This is a genomic window from Enterobacter sp. DN, from assembly GCF_046054285.1.
Lineage (GTDB): Bacteria > Pseudomonadota > Gammaproteobacteria > Enterobacterales > Enterobacteriaceae > Enterobacter > Enterobacter hormaechei_C.
Genome location: NZ_JBJJTG010000003.1, coordinates 289,953 through 307,008, shown reverse-complemented (window position 1 = coordinate 307,008; position 17,056 = coordinate 289,953). Strand labels below are relative to the sequence as shown.

The 17,056-nt window shown below is 55.4% G+C and carries 14 protein-coding genes; 11 read left to right on the top strand and 3 right to left on the bottom strand.

Translation table 11 applies throughout. From position 1 onward, the window contains the following. Positions 1-610 precede the first annotated feature (610 nt). Positions 611-2,770 carry a bifunctional acyl-ACP--phospholipid O-acyltransferase/long-chain-fatty-acid--ACP ligase gene (aas, locus tag ACJTMZ_RS09880; protein WP_047365767.1) on the top strand — a complete coding sequence of 720 codons (2,160 nt, stop codon included), beginning with the start codon at positions 611-613 and terminating at the stop codon, positions 2,768-2,770. Continuing rightward, on the top strand, positions 2,763-3,956 hold the full coding sequence (gene lplT / locus ACJTMZ_RS09875; RefSeq protein ID WP_032619104.1) for a lysophospholipid transporter LplT: 1,194 nt from the start codon (positions 2,763-2,765) through the stop codon (positions 3,954-3,956). The genes aas and lplT overlap by 8 nt, the downstream gene beginning before the upstream one ends. Positions 3,957-4,049: 93 nt before the next feature. Here lplT and ACJTMZ_RS09870 read toward each other — a convergent pair whose 3' ends face one another. The 3 genes from ACJTMZ_RS09870 to mutH all read right to left on the bottom strand — a co-directional run bounded on the left by ACJTMZ_RS09870 (position 4,050) and on the right by mutH (position 6,262). Further along, positions 4,050-5,090, bottom strand: a complete 1,041-nt coding sequence (locus ACJTMZ_RS09870; RefSeq protein ID WP_015571754.1) for an NADP(H)-dependent aldo-keto reductase — start codon at positions 5,088-5,090, stop codon at positions 4,050-4,052. 132 nt (positions 5,091-5,222) lie between these two features. Further along, positions 5,223-5,441: a YgdI/YgdR family lipoprotein gene (locus tag ACJTMZ_RS09865; RefSeq protein WP_003862794.1), complete on the bottom strand. Its 219-nt coding sequence runs from the start codon at positions 5,439-5,441 to the stop codon at positions 5,223-5,225. A 128-nt stretch (positions 5,442-5,569) separates the two neighbouring features. Next, on the bottom strand, positions 5,570-6,262 hold the full coding sequence (mutH, locus tag ACJTMZ_RS09860) for a DNA mismatch repair endonuclease MutH (protein WP_252010988.1): 693 nt from the start codon (positions 6,260-6,262) through the stop codon (positions 5,570-5,572). Positions 6,263-6,945: 683 nt separating this feature from the next. On the opposite strand from mutH, the gene rppH reads away from it, so the two are divergent. The 9 genes from rppH (at position 6,946) to recC (ending at position 16,930) form a co-directional block, all read left to right on the top strand. Further along, positions 6,946-7,476: an RNA pyrophosphohydrolase gene (gene rppH / locus ACJTMZ_RS09855; protein ID WP_003862791.1), complete on the top strand. Its 531-nt coding sequence runs from the start codon at positions 6,946-6,948 to the stop codon at positions 7,474-7,476. A gap of 12 nt (positions 7,477-7,488) precedes the next feature. Then, positions 7,489-9,735, top strand: a complete 2,247-nt coding sequence (ptsP, locus tag ACJTMZ_RS09850; protein WP_015571752.1) for a phosphoenolpyruvate--protein phosphotransferase — start codon at positions 7,489-7,491, stop codon at positions 9,733-9,735. 228 nt (positions 9,736-9,963) lie between these two features. Further along, entirely contained in the window at positions 9,964-10,839 is an 876-nt protein-coding gene (gene lgt, locus ACJTMZ_RS09845) for a prolipoprotein diacylglyceryl transferase (protein WP_003862787.1), read from the top strand. Between the two features lie 6 nt (positions 10,840-10,845). Further along, complete coding sequence (gene thyA, locus ACJTMZ_RS09840; RefSeq protein WP_015571751.1) at positions 10,846-11,640, top strand: thymidylate synthase; 795 nt, start codon at positions 10,846-10,848, stop codon at positions 11,638-11,640. Between the two features lie 184 nt (positions 11,641-11,824). Beyond that, the gene (locus ACJTMZ_RS09835) at positions 11,825-12,289 is read left to right on the top strand and encodes a prepilin peptidase-dependent protein (RefSeq protein ID WP_017382848.1); all 465 of its coding nucleotides are present in this window, start codon (positions 11,825-11,827) and stop codon (positions 12,287-12,289) included. Further along, a complete protein-coding gene (locus ACJTMZ_RS09830) occupies positions 12,280-12,840 on the top strand; it encodes a prepilin peptidase-dependent protein (RefSeq protein WP_017382847.1) in 561 nt (186 codons plus the stop codon). Before ACJTMZ_RS09835 ends, ACJTMZ_RS09830 begins: the two co-directional genes overlap by 10 nt. Continuing rightward, entirely contained in the window at positions 12,837-13,235 is a 399-nt protein-coding gene (locus tag ACJTMZ_RS09825) for a DUF2509 family protein (RefSeq protein ID WP_017382846.1), read from the top strand. The genes ACJTMZ_RS09830 and ACJTMZ_RS09825 overlap by 4 nt, the downstream gene beginning before the upstream one ends. Beyond that, positions 13,220-13,543 (top strand): prepilin-type N-terminal cleavage/methylation domain-containing protein, encoded by a 324-nt coding sequence (locus ACJTMZ_RS09820; protein WP_023295356.1) that lies wholly within the window; start codon positions 13,220-13,222, stop codon positions 13,541-13,543. The genes ACJTMZ_RS09825 and ACJTMZ_RS09820 overlap by 16 nt, the downstream gene beginning before the upstream one ends. Before the next feature lie 12 nt (positions 13,544-13,555). Then, positions 13,556-16,930 (top strand): exodeoxyribonuclease V subunit gamma, encoded by a 3,375-nt coding sequence (gene recC, locus ACJTMZ_RS09815; protein ID WP_023304349.1) that lies wholly within the window; start codon positions 13,556-13,558, stop codon positions 16,928-16,930. Positions 16,931-17,056: the final 126 nt, after the last annotated feature.

Sequence of the window (17,056 nt, the reverse complement as noted above, 5' to 3'; positions counted from 1 at the left end):
CTTCTTATAGGGGTAAGCGTTTACACACTAACTAGTGTTGCGGAAAAGCGGCGCGCATTCAAGGGGAGCGGGTAAGCGTCCTCTGCAAACGTGAAGCAGAACATCCCTCGCGGTGTAATCGTTACACGGCCAGTCATGTCTGAATAATGTCAATCTGAACCTTTAGTTACACTTTGCCTCAGGCTGTTGCGATTGTCCGTTAGCAACGATGCGTAGTGAATTGCTAGAGTCGAGATCCCAGAGGTATTGATAGGTGGAATCAACTTCGGTTGATTAACACGATTTACACCAACCTGCGTTTTACGCAGGTTTTTTTTTGCCTGTAAGTTCAACCTGTAACAGCAAAAGAGAATATTCACACCTGGTTGCACTTCGGCTCATTCCCTTGCGTTTTCCCGCTGGCGAAGCCTGTCGCCGGAGGCCACAATCAAGATCCCAGAGGTATTGATTGGTGAGAATTCCTGGTACGTTTTCGTACTCTTCTCTTGCACCAACCTGCGCGGATGCGCAGGTTTTTTTTCGCCTCTGTTTTTGCTATCGCTCCCTCACTACTTCTCGTGTAATCTGCCACCATTTATACCTTTTACACTGGCTGGCAAAGGGAGTTGAAATGCTTTTTGGGTTCTTCCGCACACTGTTTCGTGTCCTGTTTCGCATCCGCGTGACTGGCGATACGCAGGCACTCTATGGCGAGCGAGTGCTTATCACACCGAATCACGTCTCTTTTCTTGATGGCGTATTGCTGGCGCTGTTTTTGCCCGTACGGCCCGTCTTCGCGGTGTACAGCTCCATCAGTGAAAAATGGTACATGCGCTGGCTCAAACCGCTGATTGATTTTGTCCCGCTCGACCCAACCAAACCGATGATGATTAAACATCTGGTGCGTCTGGTTGGGCAGGGGCGCCCGGTGGTTATCTTCCCGGAAGGGCGTATTTCAGTGACGGGCTCCCTGATGAAAATTTACGACGGGGCCGGTTTTGTCGCGGCGAAGTCTCAGGCCACCGTCGTGCCGCTACGCATCGACGGGGCTGAGCTGACCTTTTTCAGCCGTCTGAAAGGGCTGGTGAAGCAGCGTCTGTTCCCGAAAATTACGCTGCATATATTACCGCCGACGTCACTGCCGATGCCCGAGGCGCCGCGTGCGCGCGACCGCCGAAAAATCGCCGGAGAAATGCTGCACCAGATTATGATGGAAGCGCGCATGGCCGTTCGCCCGCGCGAAACGCTGTATGAATCGTTGCTGTCGGCGCAGTATCGCTACGGTGCGAAGAAAAACTGCATCGAAGACATCAGTTTTACGCCAGATACCTACCGTAAGCTGTTGACCAAAACGCTGTTTGTCGGGCGTATTCTGGAAAAGTACAGTAAACAGGGCGAAAAGATCGGCCTGATGCTGCCAAACGCGGGTATCAGCGCGGCGGTAATCTTTGGTGCCGTGTCCCGGGGCCGCATTCCGGCGATGATGAACTACACGGCGGGCGTGAAAGGGCTCTTCAGCGCGATTACCGCAGCACAAATCAACACCATCTTTACCTCCCGCCAGTTCCTGGATAAAGGCAAGCTGTGGCACCTGCCGGAACAGCTGACGCAGGTGCGCTGGGTGTTCCTGGAAGATCTGAAAGCAGACGTCACGACCGCCGACAAACTGTGGATTTTCGCGCACCTGCTGATGCCGCGTCTGGCGCAGGTTAAGCAGCAGCCGGAAGATGATGCCATTATCCTCTTTACCTCCGGCTCTGAAGGCAACCCGAAAGGTGTGGTTCATAGCCACAAAAGCATTCTGGCGAACGTCGAACAGATTAAAACCATTGCTGACTTTACCGCCAACGATCGCTTTATGTCAGCGCTGCCGCTGTTCCACTCATTTGGTCTGACCGTGGGTCTCTTTACGCCGCTGCTGACCGGTGCTGAGGTGTTCCTCTACCCAAGCCCGCTGCACTACCGCATTGTGCCGGAACTGGTTTATGACCGTAACTGCACGGTGCTGTTCGGGACGTCCACCTTCCTCGGTAACTACGCGCGCTTCGCCAACCCGTATGATTTCTTCCGCGTACGCTACGTGGTGGCGGGCGCGGAAAAACTCCAGGACAGCACGCGCCAGATCTGGCAGGACAAGTTTGGCCTGCGCATTCTGGAAGGCTATGGCGTGACGGAGTGCGCGCCGGTGGTCTCCATCAACGTTCCGATGGCGGCAAAACCGGGAACGGTTGGCCGCATTCTGCCGGGGCTGGATGCGCGTCTGCTGGCGGTGCCGGGTATTGAAGACGGAGGACGTCTTCAGCTGAAAGGGCCGAACGTCATGAACGGCTATCTGCGTGTGGAAAACCCGGGCGTGCTTGAGGCGCCGACGGCCGAGAACGTCAATGGCGAGGTTGAAACGGGCTGGTACGACACGGGCGATATCGTGCGCTTCGACGATCAGGGCTTCGTGCAGATCCAGGGACGTGCAAAACGCTTCGCCAAAATCGCCGGGGAAATGGTCTCTCTTGAAATGGTCGAAACGCTGGCGACCGCCGTCTCGGCGGAGAAAATGCATGCGACCGTGGTGAAAAGTGATGCCAGTAAAGGCGAGGCGCTGGTGCTCTTCACGACAGACGGTGAACTGAAGCGTGACGCGCTGCTCAGGTATGCACGCGAACACGGTATCCCCGAGCTGGCGGTCCCCCGCGATATTCGTTACCTCAAACAGTTACCGGTGCTGGGCAGCGGTAAACCCGATTTCGTGACCCTGAAGGGCATGGTTGAAGAGGCAGAACAGCAAAATGCGTGAGTCAGTGCACACTAACACTTCAATCTGGTCGAAAGGCATGATGGCGGTTATCGCCGCCCAGTTTCTTTCCGCGTTCGGCGATAACGCGTTGCTGTTTGCCACGCTGGCATTGCTGAAAGCTGAGTTTTATCCCGACTGGAGCCAGCCGATCCTACAGATGGTGTTTGTGGGTGCTTACATCGTATTTGCGCCGTTTGTCGGCCAGGTGGCGGACAGCTTCCCGAAAGGTCGGGTCATGATGTTTGCCAACAGCCTTAAGCTTCTGGGCGCGGCAAGTATCTGCTTTGGTATCAACCCGTTTGTCGGCTACACGCTGGTGGGCATTGGTGCGGCAGCCTACTCCCCGGCGAAGTACGGTATTCTGGGTGAGCTCACCACCGGTGATAAGCTGGTGAAGGCCAACGGCCTGATGGAGTCCTCCACCATTGCGGCTATTCTGCTGGGTTCGGTGGCGGGTGGCGTACTGGCAGACTGGCATGTGCTCGCCGCGCTTGGCATCTGCGCCCTGATGTACGGTGGCGCGGTGATCGCCAACCTGTTTATCCCCAAACTGGCCGTGGCGCGTCCGGGGCAATCATGGCGCTTCAGGCCCATGACCGGCAGCTTCTTCAACGCCTGCCGCGTACTGTGGCGTAACGGTGAAACACGCTTCTCGCTGATGGGCACCAGCATGTTCTGGGGGGCCGGCGTTACGCTGCGTTTCCTGCTGGTGCTGTGGGTGCCGGTGGCGCTGGGCATTACTGACAACGCCACGCCGACTTATCTGAATGCCATGGTCGCCGTCGGGATTGTTGTCGGGGCCGGGGCTGCGGCAAAACTGGTGACGCTGGAAACCGTCGCGCGCTGCATGCCGGCGGGGATCCTGATTGGCGTCGGCGTTCTGTTCTTCTCCCTGCAACATGCCCTATTGCCTGCCTATGCCCTGCTGTTGCTGATCGGCATGTTAGGCGGTTTCTTTGTGGTGCCGCTAAACGCGCTGTTGCAGGAGCGCGGCAAGCAGACCGTTGGGGCGGGTAACGCCATTGCGGTGCAAAACCTTGGTGAAAACATGGCGATGTTACTGATGCTGGGGATTTACTCGCTGGCGGTAAAAGCAGGTGCGCCGGTCGTGGCAATCGGGGTAGGATTCGGCGCGCTGTTCGCGCTGGCGATTAGCGGTCTGTGGGTCTGGCAGCGTCGTCGTTGAATTGTGCGGCCTGATGCCCTCACCCCGGCCCTCTCCCACAGGGAGAGGGTGAAAACCCTAAAAACGGCAACGTGCGTTGCCGTTTTGCTTTTATTACGGTGCCGGGTAGGTGTATACCTGATGCACCGCTTCAATCTCCGCTAATACCTCTTCACTCAGGTTCAGATGGAAACTCTCAATATTGGTTTTCAACTGATCCATCGTCGTGGCGCCGAGCAGGGTACTCGCCACAAACGGCTGGCGACGCACGAAGGCCAGCGCCATCTGCGCCGGATCGAGTCCGTGACGTTTCGCGATATCCACATAGGCCGCAACGGCTTTTTGCGTCTGCTCGCCGCTGTAGCGGGTGAAGCGGCTGAAAAGCGTGTTACGCGCGCCAGCCGGTTTCGCGCCGTTCAGGTATTTGCCCGTCAGGGTGCCGAAGCCCAGGCAAGAGTAGGCGAGCAGCTCCACCTCTTCGTACTGCGTCACCTCCGCCAGACCCACTTCATAACTGCGGTTCAGCAGGCTGTACGGGTTCTGAATGGTCACTATGCGCGGCAGATCGTGTTTATCGGCCAAATGCAGATAGCGCATCACGCCAAACGCCGTCTCGTTGGAAACGCCAATGTAGCGGATCTTACCCGCCCGCTGGCACTCCGTGAGCGCTTCCAGCGTTTCCAGCAGGGTAACTGCCGGAGCACTTTCGTTCCAGGTGTAGCCAAGCTTACCGAAGCAGTTCGTCGGACGCTGCGGCCAGTGCACCTGATAAAGATCGAGATAGTCGGTTTGCAGGCGCTTGAGGCTGGCATCCAGCGCGGCACGGATATTCTTGCGATCGAGGATCTGGTTAGGGCGGATCCCGGCATCGTTATTACGGGAAGGGCCGCTGACTTTGGAGGCGATGACCAGCTTTTCGCGATTGCCGCGTTTCGCCAGCCAGTTGCCGACATACGTTTCAGTAAGACCTTGTGTTTCCGGGCGGGGAGGAACGGGGTACATCTCCGCCACGTCAATCAGGTTAATGCCCTGGCTGACGGCGTAATCGAGTTGTGCATGGGCATCGGCTTCGCTGTTTTGTTCACCAAATGTCATGGTGCCCAACCCCAGTTGGCTGATCTCCAGAGCGCTGTGGGGGATACGGTGATAATGCATAGCCGGTTTCCTTTTTTTGACATACAGACTGCGTCAGGAACCTCCCGACAAAGGAATATAAACATGGCAGAGGGAAGGCAAAAGGGGAAGGAAAAAATCAAAAAGGCCAGCAAGCTACTGACCTTTATCTGTTTAACGCTCGATGATCTGGGAGACTTCGTCGCGATTAATCTGCATTTGATTGCCTTCGCGATCGCGGTAACTCACCAGACCGGTATCGTCGTCGACTTCGGGTTTGCCATCGGTCAGGATCATACGACCATCTTTCGTTGACATGACATAGTCGCTGCTGCAACCCGATACCGCAAACGCTAAACCGACTGCTGAGATAATTACTGCCCATTTTTTCATCGTTCTCATCCTCACCTGGCTCGTATCAAATCATAGTGTAGTAATAACCTGATATTACGACAGGTGAAAGGGGGGAAATCTTAAAAAGGAGGAGATTATGTTAGCCGGAGCGCAAAATTGGTAAAAAACTATGTTTTCAACAGGAAGTGGCGTGCCAGCAGCGCCCCGGTGAAATTCTTTTTAAGATAGAAACCGCGCGGCAGCGTCAGGATCGGTTCGCCCTGTGCGCCTACCGCTTCAGTGAGCGCTTTGCTGTTGGCGGCTTTGGGACGAAGTTGCAGCACTTCGCCATGCCGGGCGGTGATACGCTCAACCTGTCCCAGCACAATCATGTCCATCAGCTCTTCCCAGTCCTGGGAAAGCTGTCTCTCCTCTTCTTCATTCGGGCTCCAGAGCAGCGGGGCGCCAACGCGACGCTCAGCCAGCGGGATCTGCCTGTCGCCCTCAACGGGTACCCACAACACCCGCTTCAGCTTATGCCTGACGTGGCTGGTTTCCCATGTCACTCCGCTGTTACCCGTGAGCGGCGCAACGCAGACAAAGGTGGTTTCCAGCGGCCGTCCCTGGCTATCGATGGGGATCGTCTTCAGTTCCACCCCCAGCGCCGCAAAATCTTGCTCGGGTTTACTGCCCGCGCTTGCGCCCAGCCAGCGTTCCAGCAACACGCCGATCCAGCCCTTATCACGCTTTAGATCGTTAGGTATCGTCAACCCCGCCATCACGGCCAGCTCGCCCAGTGAATAGCCTGCCAGGCGTTGTGCCTGCTGGAGCAACTGGGCTTCACTGACGGGAAGAGAGAGCAGTGGGGCGAGAGAATGCATGCTAACGACCTTTTGATTAAAAAATGAGCTGATATTTTATCCCTTGTGGACAGAGTTTACCTTTTTCTGAGCACCTATTCCATGTGGATGATTTATATCATCTTTTTTAGAATATAATCCGTCCCGCGGCGGCTAAAAAACAGGTTGTGCAATTCTGGTCACTGACAATAAACAGGATCTTACACCATGTTATCCACAGAAAAATGGGATAACTGGGAATAACTGCCACTACTGTTTCAATTTACAGCCTTGACGTGCGATGAAAATCGAATTTTCACACAAATTGTGCCTAACTTATTGGCACAAACTGTGGATAAAACCGACGCTGTTCGATCTTTCATCAGCAGGAGGATCTTTGATGTGATGATCGTCACGTTTATCGCCCTGGATACCCTTAATTTCAATATAATCATATGAATTTAAATGATTTATTATAAGCGGGGTAAATTGGCGGCTCGTCGGGCTACAAGGTTGTTCATCGGTAATTCCGCACTTCTTCACAACTATATCCACAGAAAAGGTGAATAAAAATGGTCTCTGTCGCCCGCATCTGTTTATAACTCCGCACTAAATTGTGAGTTATTCAAATGTTATTAGGTTGCAGGCCTGTAAGAGAGTGGTTTACCGCCTCCCTGTAGTGTGAAACAATCATTCATATATCAGATTTAGTTTGGGGTAGTCCGGTGATTGATGACGATGGCTACCGCCCAAACGTAGGAATAGTAATTTGTAATCGTCAGGGCCAGGTGATGTGGGCCCGGCGATATGGTCAGCACTCCTGGCAGTTCCCGCAAGGCGGGATCAATCCCGGAGAGTCCCCAGAACAAGCGATGTACCGGGAGCTGTTTGAAGAGGTTGGTTTAAGCCGAAAAGATGTTCGCATCCTGGCTTCGACCCGCAACTGGTTGCGTTACAAGTTACCGAAACGTTTGGTGCGTTGGGACACAAAGCCGGTTTGTATCGGCCAGAAACAGAAGTGGTTTCTTTTGCAGTTGGTGGGCAACGATTCAGATATCAATATGCAAACCAGCAGCACGCCAGAGTTTGATGGCTGGCGCTGGGTAAGCTACTGGTATCCGGTTCGTCAGGTCGTGTCATTTAAGCGCGATGTATATCGTAGGGTGATGAAAGAGTTCGCAAGTGTCGTGATGCAGCTTCAGGAGACGCCTCCGAAGCCACAGAGCGCACCTGCCTGGCGACGTAAAAGAGGTTAAGCTACGCAAATCATGCTCACCCGCTTGCGAGAAATAGTTGAAAAGGTTGCCAGTGCGCCTCGCCTCAACGAGGCGCTGAATATTCTGGTGACGGACATCTGTCTTGCGATGGAAACCGAGGTCTGTTCGGTCTACCTGGCCGACCATGACCGACGTTGCTACTACCTGATGGCAACCCGCGGTTTAAAAAAACCACGGGGACGCACCGTCACGCTCGCGTTTGATGAAGGTATTGTTGGCCTGGTCGGGCGACTGGCGGAGCCAATCAACCTTGCCGATGCGCAAAAACATCCCAGCTTCAAATATATCCCTTCCGTCAAAGAGGAGCGGTTCCGCGCTTTCCTTGGCGTGCCGATTATTCAGCGCCGTCAACTGCTTGGCGTGCTTGTTGTCCAGCAACGAGAGTTGCGGCAGTACGACGAAAGCGAGGAGTCTTTCCTCGTCACGCTGGCAACGCAGATGGCTGCGATCCTCTCCCAGTCTCAGCTGGCAGCCCTTTTTGGGCAGTATCGTCATACCCGCATCCGCGCGCTTCCGGCCTCGCCGGGCGTCGCGATTGCCGAAGGCTGGATGGATGCCACGCTCCCCCTGATGGAGCAGGTCTATGAAGCCTCGACGCTGGATGAAGCGCTTGAGCGCGAACGGCTTACCGCTGCGCTGGAAGAGGCGGCAAATGAGTTTCGTCGCTACAGCAAACGCTTTGCCGCTGGCGCGCAAAAAGAGACGGCGGCCATTTTCGACCTCTACTCACACCTGCTTTCCGATGCGCGTTTGCGTCGTGAGTTATTTGCCGAGGTCGATAAAGGTTCGGTGGCAGAGTGGGCGGTTAAAAAGGTCATTGAAAAATTTGCCGAGCAGTTTGCGGTGCTGACTGACGGTTATCTGAAAGAGCGCGCCGGCGATTTACGCGCGCTTGGGCAACGTCTGCTGTTCCACCTTGATGATACTATTCAGGGGGCGAATGCCTGGCCGAGCCGGTTTGTGCTGGTGGCTGATGAACTCTCGGCGACGACGCTGGCGGAATTACCGCAGGACAGGCTGGCGGGCGTGGTGGTGCGCGATGGCGCAGCTAACTCCCATGCCGCCATTATGGTGCGCGCGCTCGGTATTCCGACCGTGATGGGGGCGGATATTCAGCCCTCCGTACTGCACCGCCGTACGCTGGTGGTGGACGGATACCGCGGTGAGTTGCTGGTGGATCCTGAGCCGGTTCTCCTTCAGGAGTACCAGCGTCTTATCAGCGAAGAGAATGAATTAAGCAAGCTGGCGGAAGATGACGTCAACCTGCCCGCGCAGCTCAAGAGCGGTGAGCGGGTGAAGGTGATGCTCAATGCTGGCTTAAGCCCTGAGCATGAAGAGAAGCTCGGCAGCCGCATCGATGGCATCGGCCTCTACCGCACCGAAATACCGTTTATGCTGCAAAGCGGCTTCCCGTCAGAAGAGGAGCAGGTGGCGCAGTATCAGGGCATGTTGCAGATGTTTAACGACAAACCCGTCACGTTGCGCACCCTGGACGTCGGCGCGGATAAGCAACTGCCCTATATGCCCATCAGTGAAGAGAATCCCTGCCTCGGCTGGCGTGGGATCCGCATAACCCTCGATCAGCCGGAAATCTTCCTTATCCAGGTTCGTGCGATGCTGCGTGCCAACGCGGCCACGGGGAATCTCAGCATTTTGCTGCCGATGGTCACCAGTATTGACGAGATCGACGAAGCGCGGCGGTTGATAGAACGTGCAGGGCGCGAAGTGGAAGAGATGATCGGCTATGCGATCCCTAAACCCCGTATTGGCGTGATGCTTGAAGTGCCTTCGATGGTCTTTATGTTGCCGCAGCTGGCGACCCGCGTTGATTTTATCTCCGTTGGCACCAACGACTTAACGCAATACATTCTGGCGGTCGATCGCAACAATACGCGCGTTGCCAGCATCTACGACAGCCTGCATCCGGCGATGCTTCGTGCCCTGGCGATGATCGCCCGCGAAGCCGAGCAGCATAATATCGACCTGCGCCTGTGCGGTGAAATGGCCGGCGATCCGATGTGCGTGGCGATCCTGATTGGTCTCGGTTTCCGTCACCTGTCAATGAACGGACGTTCCGTTGCGCGTGTGAAATACCTGTTACGTCACATCGAACAAGATGAGGCGCGCGAACTGGCCGCGCGTAGCCTGGAAGCACAGCTGGCAGCCGAAGTGCGCCATCAGGTGGCTGCGTTTATGGAGCGACGCGGCATGGGCGGTTTGATCCGGGGCGGCCGCTGATCCCCACAAAATAATGACGGCTCCGACGACCCCCTCTCCCTTGAGGGAGAGGGATGGGGTGAGGGGGAACAGCGCGCATGAAACCCTATACACATCTTTTACATCTCAGGCGCATCCTCCACGCCTGCCTTATGCTATGATTCGCAACTTTGGAGCACCTGCCAACGGCGGGAATGCAATTCACCCGCTGTCCACTTTCAGCGGAATAACAACATCTTGTGGTGACAGATGAACAGTGGTTATCTGCATTTTCCGGAATTCGATCCGGTTATTTTCTCAATAGGACCTGTAGCGCTGCACTGGTACGGTCTGATGTACCTGGTGGGCTTCGTCTTTGCCATGTGGCTTGCTGGCCGTCGCGCCAGTCGTCCAGGCAGCGGCTGGACGAAGAACGAAGTGGAAAACCTGCTTTATGCCGGCTTCCTCGGCGTGTTCCTGGGCGGTCGCATCGGTTATGTCCTGTTCTATAATTTCCCGGTATTCCTGAACGACCCGCTCTATCTGTTCCGCGTCTGGGACGGCGGCATGTCTTTCCACGGCGGGTTGATTGGTGTGATCCTGGTCATGGTGATCTTCGCCAGACGGACCAAACGGAACTTCTTCCAGGTGGCTGATTTTATTGCGCCGTTAATCCCGTTTGGGCTGGGCGCAGGGCGTCTGGGCAACTTCATCAACGGTGAACTGTGGGGGCGTGTCGATCCGAGCGTGCCGTTTACCATGCTGTTCCCGGGCTCCCGCGCGGAGGATATCGCGCTGCTGCCTTCGCATCCTGAGTGGCAGTCCATTTTCGATACCTACGGCGTTCTGCCGCGCCATATGTCACAGCTCTATGAGCTGGCGCTGGAAGGCGTGGTGCTGTTCATCATCCTGAATCTGTATATCCGCAAACCGCGCCCAATGGGGGCTGTCTCTGGTCTGTTCCTGATTGGCTACGGCGCGTTTCGTATCATCGTCGAGTTCTTCCGCCAGCCGGATGCGCAGTTTACCGGGGAATGGGTACAGTACATCAGCATGGGGCAGATCCTCTCCATCCCGATGATTGTCGCGGGTGCCATTATGATGATTTGGGCGTATCGTCGTCGTCCACAGCAACAACTTTCCTGAGGAATCATGAAACAGTATCTTGAATTGATGAAAAAAGTGCTCGACGAGGGCACGCCGAAAAACGACCGCACCGGCACCGGTACGCTCTCCATTTTTGGCCACCAGATGCGCTTCAATCTGCAAGAAGGCTTTCCTCTGGTGACAACGAAGCGCTGCCATCTGCGCTCGATCATTCATGAACTGCTCTGGTTCCTGCAAGGCGATACCAACGTTGCTTATCTGCATGAAAACAATGTCTCCATCTGGGACGAGTGGGCAGATGAGAACGGCGACCTGGGGCCGGTCTACGGCAAGCAATGGCGCGCGTGGCCTACCCCGGACGGCCGCCATATCGACCAGATCACGACCGTCATGAACCAGCTGAAAAATGACCCGGACTCGCGCCGTATTATTGTTTCTGCATGGAACGTGGGTGAACTGGATAAAATGGCGCTCGCGCCTTGCCACGCGTTTTTCCAGTTCTACGTGGCGGACGGCAAGCTCTCCTGCCAGCTCTATCAACGCTCATGCGACGTGTTCCTCGGCCTGCCGTTTAACATCGCCAGCTACGCGCTATTGGTGCACATGATGGCGCAGCAGTGCGATCTTGAAGTGGGCGATTTTGTCTGGACGGGCGGTGATACCCACCTCTACAGCAATCATATGGAACAGACGCACCTCCAGCTGACCCGCGAACCGCGTGCATTGCCGAAGCTGGTGATCAAACGTAAACCGGAGTCGATCTTCGATTACCGTTTTGATGATTTCGAGATTGAGGGTTACGACCCGCATCCCGGCATTAAAGCTCCTGTCGCCATCTGATACGGCAAATCCTGACACAACCGGTGCTCTTTAGCGCCGGTTTTTTTTCACGCCCGTTTTGTTTTTCGAGCCTGTTTCCAGAGATGATGCAACGCGTTGCAACGGGTGAAAATCTCCGGAAAGCGGCTCGTAAAGTTCTGGTTTGACGCTCGTACCGTTTCTGCTATTCCGCCACACTCCCGCCATGAAAAACGAACAAGGCTTTACGCTTATCGAAACCCTTATCGCCGTTTCGCTGGCAGTGATCCTCAGCGCCACAGGGCTCTATGGCTGGGACAGTTGGCAGCAGCGGCAGCGGCTTTGGCAAACTGCCTGCCAGGTGCGGGATTACCTGGTGTTTTTGCGCAATGACGCCAACCGTCACAACAGCGAGCACAGGATCGCGCTGTATAACGACGGTGAAAAGAACTGTCTGGCCAGTTCAGCGGTGACCGGTTGTGACAGCGGCGGACCGTTCGTGATGAAGCCGATGTGGCCCGAGGTCACGATAAGCGACATAACCCCTGCGCTGGGATTTTACGGTTTAAGGGATACCGCATGGGCCGGACATATCCGCGTGCAGAGCCGCGCTGGTGGGTGGTGGATTATTGTCTCAAATGGCGGACGTATCAGGCTGTGTAATGCCGCAGGAGAAGGTGCATGCCAGTAAATCGAAAAGGGTTTTCCCTGCTGGAAGTGCTTATTGCGATGACGATAAGCAGCATTCTGTTACTCAGCACGTCACGTTTTTTACCGGGGCTACAGCGGGGTGTTTTAGTGCAATCCGGACAGCAGGAGCTGGAGGATGAGGTCTGGCAACGTCTGTTCGCGATCGGTAAACAGTTTCAGAGGGCAGGATATTGTGCAGGGCATTGCCAGGGGCAGGGGATGATCATCGGCAGGCAAGGACGATGTGCGATTGTGCTATGGGATGCGAACAGCAACGGCCAGTGGGATAGCACCGCGTCAGAAAACGACAGTACGGGATTCCGGCTTGAGTCCGGATCGCTTGAAACGCTGCGGGGCGCCACATCCTGTGACGGTAAGGGATGGGATAAGCTCACCGACCCGGAACGGGTCCTGATAGAACAATTTATGGTCACTAAAACCGATCATGATGGCTTTGCGCCGGTCATTAGTATCGAGCTGCGTGCCCGCCGTAAAGGTGAACTGGCCGCACCCTTTTCGGCCCGCCACACCGTAACAGGGTTTAATCTGTGAATCGTCAGCGGGGCATGTCATCGCTGGCGCTGGTCCTGCTATTACTGGTGCTCGGCACGCTGATCCTCACCGGATTAAATCAGCAGCTGCAAACCTTTAGCACGCTGGTAAGTGGCGAGAGTTTGTCTGTTCGCCAGCAGGCTGCCGTGCAATCTGCACTGGAGTGGGGGCGCGTTCAGGAATGGGCTTTACAGCCAGAGGTTCAGTGCAAACAGACACAACGTTTGCGGGTCTGTATAAGGCTGTTTGGGGCGCGTGTGTTGCTTATTGCCGGCAATGACAATCTATTGCTATGGCGAGGCGGGGACATCTCGGAGGGGCAGATACGCTTTTCCGCCCACGGCTGGAGTGATTTCTGCCCCCTTAAGGAAAGTACGCTATGTCAGTTACCCTGAGCAGACAAAAAGGATTTAGCATGGTTGAGGTTTTGCTGGCAATGATGTTGCTGGTTGTGGTTGTGATGGCGTTATCCGGCTATCATCGCGCGCTGGCAGCCCGGTATGCGGCGCTTAGCCAGTATCGTCAGCTATGGCATCATGCGTGGAATCAGTCGCAGATCTCAACATTAACGCTCCCGCCGGGCTGGCAGGTCAGTCGGGGGCAGACAACACAGTCCGGATGTGTCAGCATCACGGTCACACTTATTTCTCCTATGGGGCGGCAGGGCGCGTTGACGCGTCTGCATTGCCCGGTTAGCCGCTAGTCGGGAGCGTTTATGCTAAGGGTTTACCACTCAAATCGTCTGGATGTGCTGGAAGCACTGATGGAGTATATCGTTGAGCAAGAGCGTCTTGACGATCCGTTTGAGCCAGAAATGGTGCTGGTGCAGAGCACCGGTATGGCGCAGTGGCTGCAAATGTCCCTTTCACAGAAATTTGGCATTGCGGCGAACATCGATTTTCCGCTGCCCGCGAGCTTTATCTGGGAGATGTTTGTTCGCGTCCTGCCGGATATCCCTGAGCAGAGCGCCTTCAACAAACAAAGCATGGCCTGGAAACTGATGACGCTGCTGCCGGACATGCTGGCGCATGATGAGTTTGCCATGCTGCGGCACTATCTGAATGACGACACCGACAAGCGTAAACTTTTCCAGCTGGCCTCACGTACTGCCGACCTTTATGACCAGTATCTGGTTTACCGTGCAGACTGGCTGATTCGCTGGGAAGCGGGAGAATTAGTCGATGGGTTACCGGAAGCGCAAATCTGGCAGGCGCCGCTCTGGAAAGCGCTGGTCGAGCATACCGGGAAACTCGGTCAGCCTAAGTGGCACCGTGCTAACCTGTACGATCGCTTTATCTCAATACTTGAGAACAGCGCAGAACGGCCAGCCCGTTTGCCGTCACGCGTGTTCATTTGCGGTATCTCCGCGCTGCCGCCTGTCTACCTGAACGCGCTAAAAGCGCTCGGTAAGCACACTGATATCCATATCCTCTTTACCAACCCGTGTCGACACTATTGGGGGGATATTCAGGATCCGCGCTGGCTTTCACGGCTGGTCACCCGCCAGAGAAAGCGCCTCTTTGAAGAGCGCGCCGTGCCGCTGTTTAAAGACAGTGAAAACGCGGCGCAGCTTTTTGATGAAGAAGGGATTCAGAACCTGCCGAACCCGCTGCTTGCCTCGTGGGGCAAGCTCGGACGCGACTATATTTATCTGCTTTCAGATATCACCTCTTCGGGAGAAGGGGATGTGGATGCGTTTGCGGATATTACGCCGGACAGCCTGCTGCACAATATTCAGCTTGATATTCTGGATTTAGAAAACCGTGCCGTTGCCGGGATCACTGCCGAAGAGTTTGCGCGAAGCGATAAGAAGCGAAAACTGGATCCTGACGATCGCAGTATCGCGATCCACGTTTGCCACAGCCCACAGCGTGAAGTTGAAATTCTTCATGACCGCCTGCTGGCCATGTTGCAGGACGACCCAACCCTGACGCCGCGCGATATCGTGGTGATGGTGGCGGATATCGACAGCTACAGCCCGTTTATTCAGGCGGTATTTGGCAGCGCAACGGGCGACCGCTATCTGCCCTACGCCATCTCTGACCGTCGCGCTCGTCAGTCACACCCGGCGCTACAGGCCTTTATCAGCCTGCTTTCGCTGCCTGATAGCCGGTTTATCTCTGAGGATGTGCTGGCACTGCTGGATGTGCCAGTTCTGGCCGCACGTTTCAACATTAACGAAGAGGGGTTGCGCTATCTGCGCCAGTGGGTCAACGAATCCGGTGTCCGCTGGGGTATCGACGATGATAACGTCCAGGAGTTCGAACTGCCTGCGACCGGCCAGCATACCTGGCAGTTTGGCCTGACGCGCATGCTGCTGGGGTATGCGATGGAGAGCATCCACGGCGAATGGAATGACGTGCTGCCGTACGATGAGTCCAGTGGGTTAATCGCGGAACTGGTTGGTCACTTAGCCTCGCTGCTTATGCAGCTCAACCGCTGGCGCCGTGCGTTGATGCAGCCCCGCCCGCTCGAAGAGTGGCTGCCGATTTGCCGCGAAATGCTGAATGATTTCTTCCTGCCGGACAGCGAAACTGAAGCGGCCATGGCGCTTATCGAGAAGCAGTGGCAGGCCATCGTTGATGAGGGGGTTAATTCGCACTATCACGAGGCGGTTCCTCTTTCGCTTCTGCGTGATGAGCTGACGCAACGTCTCGATCAGGAGCGCATCAGCCAGCGCTTCCTTGCGGGGCCGGTGAATATTTGTACCCTGATGCCAATGCGTTCAATCCCGTTCAAAGTAGTCTGTCTGCTTGGCATGAACGACGGTATTTATCCGCGTGCGCTTCCACCTCTGGGTTTTGATCTCATGAGCGCACAACCGAAGCGGGGCGACCGCAGCCGCCGCGATGATGACCGTTATCTCTTTCTTGAGGCGCTGATGTCTGCGCAAAGCAGGCTGTATATCAGCTATATCGGTCGTTCAATTCAGGACAACAGCGAGCGTTTCCCGTCTGTGCTGGTGCAGGAGCTGGTGGATTACATCGGACAGAGCCACTATCTGCCGGGGGATGAAGCCTGCAACTGCGACGAAAGCGAACGTCGGGTGATAGCGCATATCACCTGTCACCATAGCCGTATGCCGTTTGATCCTGTCAATTACGTTCCTGATGAACTGCAAAGCTACGCCCGCGAGTGGCTTCCCGCCGCGAAGAAAGCGGGGACGCCGCAAACCGATTTTATTCAGACGCTCGAACCGCGCGTCATAGATACCCTCTCGTTTGAGCAGCTACAGCGTTTTTGGGCGCACCCGGTCCGGGCTTTTTTCCAGCAACGCTTGCAGGTGAATTTCCGCTCTGAAGAGAGCGAAATCCCCGATGCGGAACCGTTTATTCTTGATGGGCTGGAGCGTTTTAAACTTAATTCCCAGCTTCTGAATGCGCTGGTTGACGAAGAAGACGCCAGTAAACTGTTCCGACGTTACAGGGCGTCGGGATTACTTCCGTATGGTGCATTCGGCGAAATCGTCTGGGATGCCCAGTGCGAGGAGATGCGAGCGCTTGCTGACCGCGTTATCGCGTGTCGGCAGCCGGCGAGCAGCATTGAAATCGATCTCGATTGTAACGGTATGCACCTCAGCGGCTGGCTCACGCACGTGCAGTCTGACGGGCTGCTGCGCTGGCGGCCATCCATGCTCAGCGTTTCACATGGCCTGCAACTCTGGCTCGAACATCTTGTCTACAGTGCGAGTGGTCACGAAGGTGAAAGCCGGTTGTTTGTACGTAAGGACGGCGAATGGCGTTTCCCGCCGATGGAGCCTGAGCAGGCGTTGACGTATCTGTCGCTTTATATTGAAGGTTACCGTCAGGGCATGAACAAACCTCTGCTTTTGCTGCCTGAAAGTGGGGGGGCGTGGATAAAAGCCTGTTACGACGCGCAGAATGATGCCATGTTAACGGATGAGGCTTCGCTCCAGAAAGCGCGCAGCAAGTTTTTGCAGGCCTACGAAGGGAACATGATGGTACGTGGCGAAGGTGACGATGTCTGGTATCAACGTTTATGGCGAACGCTGGAGCCAGAATATTTCGACATTATCACCCAGGAGGCGCAACGCTACCTGTTACCGTTGTTCAAATTTAATCAGTCCTGAGTGCTGTATAAAAATTGCGCAGTATGAGGTGTTCATTTATGATGCACCTCTTATCACGGACTGATGTACCCAAAGAAAGAGATGCTGGCGTGTCCAGCACGCACGTTGTTAATGATGTAGTCGTGA

Bases quoted from the DNA above. Each gene is read 5' to 3' on its own strand.
- ACJTMZ_RS09865 (WP_003862794.1), bottom strand. From the start codon at position 5,441: ATGAAAAAATGGGCAGTAATTATCTCAGCAGTCGGTTTAGCGTTTGCG.
- ACJTMZ_RS09870 (WP_015571754.1), bottom strand. From the start codon at position 5,090: ATGCATTATCACCGTATCCCCCACAGCGCTCTGGAGATCAGCCAACTG.
- ptsP (WP_015571752.1), top strand. From the start codon at position 7,489: ATGCTCACCCGCTTGCGAGAAATAGTTGAAAAGGTTGCCAGTGCGCCT.
- aas (WP_047365767.1), top strand. From the start codon at position 611: ATGCTTTTTGGGTTCTTCCGCACACTGTTTCGTGTCCTGTTTCGCATC.
- lgt (WP_003862787.1), top strand. From the start codon at position 9,964: ATGAACAGTGGTTATCTGCATTTTCCGGAATTCGATCCGGTTATTTTC.
- lplT (WP_032619104.1), top strand. From the start codon at position 2,763: ATGCGTGAGTCAGTGCACACTAACACTTCAATCTGGTCGAAAGGCATG.
- ACJTMZ_RS09820 (WP_023295356.1), top strand. From the start codon at position 13,220: ATGTCAGTTACCCTGAGCAGACAAAAAGGATTTAGCATGGTTGAGGTT.
- recC (WP_023304349.1), top strand. From the start codon at position 13,556: ATGCTAAGGGTTTACCACTCAAATCGTCTGGATGTGCTGGAAGCACTG.
- ACJTMZ_RS09835 (WP_017382848.1), top strand. From the start codon at position 11,825: ATGAAAAACGAACAAGGCTTTACGCTTATCGAAACCCTTATCGCCGTT.
- ACJTMZ_RS09830 (WP_017382847.1), top strand. From the start codon at position 12,280: ATGCCAGTAAATCGAAAAGGGTTTTCCCTGCTGGAAGTGCTTATTGCG.
- mutH (WP_252010988.1), bottom strand. From the start codon at position 6,262: ATGCATTCTCTCGCCCCACTGCTCTCTCTTCCCGTCAGTGAAGCCCAG.
- thyA (WP_015571751.1), top strand. From the start codon at position 10,846: ATGAAACAGTATCTTGAATTGATGAAAAAAGTGCTCGACGAGGGCACG.